Annotated in this window: 1 protein-coding gene; it reads right to left on the reverse strand. The window is 39.1% G+C overall.

Going from position 1 to position 698, the window contains the following annotated elements; translation table 11 throughout:
* Nucleotides 1–688, reverse strand: a 688-nt coding sequence (locus C5S62_RS05335; protein WP_133159512.1) for a hypothetical protein, incomplete at its 3' end; no start/stop codon positions are given.
* Between the last annotated feature and the right edge of the window lie 10 nt (nucleotides 689–698).

A 698-nucleotide genomic window follows, 5' to 3' on the forward strand; every position in this document is an offset into this window, starting at 1 on the left:
TGAGCATGTTGCCTTCCTTCCATATCTTGTGTTTGGTGGCGTTAGGTGCCGGAATAATATCTCCGGGCATTTCCAATCCTTCAAGAACTATTGTGGTATAGCTGACTTTTTCAGTAAATTCAATGGCAAAATTGGGAGCCGGTGTGAATGCACAGGCAAAAGCCGGCCTGTCGAAAACCACGGTGGCCTTATCTTGGTTGACCACAACGATAATCATTTCACCGGCCTCTTCGTCACCATCGAAAATACAGCCTGCAAATAATAGGGCAAAACTATCATTATCCAATGGTACTTTAATATAATGTGCTCTGTCATTTTTATCCATTGTCAATAATCTGACATCCCATAGAAGAGCTTTCCCCCATTCTCTCATGATTCTTTTTCCGTTATTGGAAATGTCAAAGTATTCGTAAGCATTTCCCATTTCTTCTTGAGGAGAAAAACTTCCTGTTGAAATCTTGTATTGGTGCTTTCCATTTGAGGAAGTGATGTCGGTTTCTTGGTATTTATATAATGGATATTTCTTTTCAATGGCAGTATAACCGGTAGTGTCTTTTTCATAGAATGTAATGAACTGCTCTTTAGGAATAATGTCTTTTCCAGCCCAGTTGAACAAATCAATGGTCTGTGCTGTTGCAGACAATAAAGTCATGTAAGCAATGCCTAATGATGCTGTTAACTTTTTCATGGTCTTTAAG

This window comes from Prevotella sp. MGM2, assembly GCF_002933955.1.
Lineage (GTDB): Bacteria > Bacteroidota > Bacteroidia > Bacteroidales > Bacteroidaceae > Alloprevotella.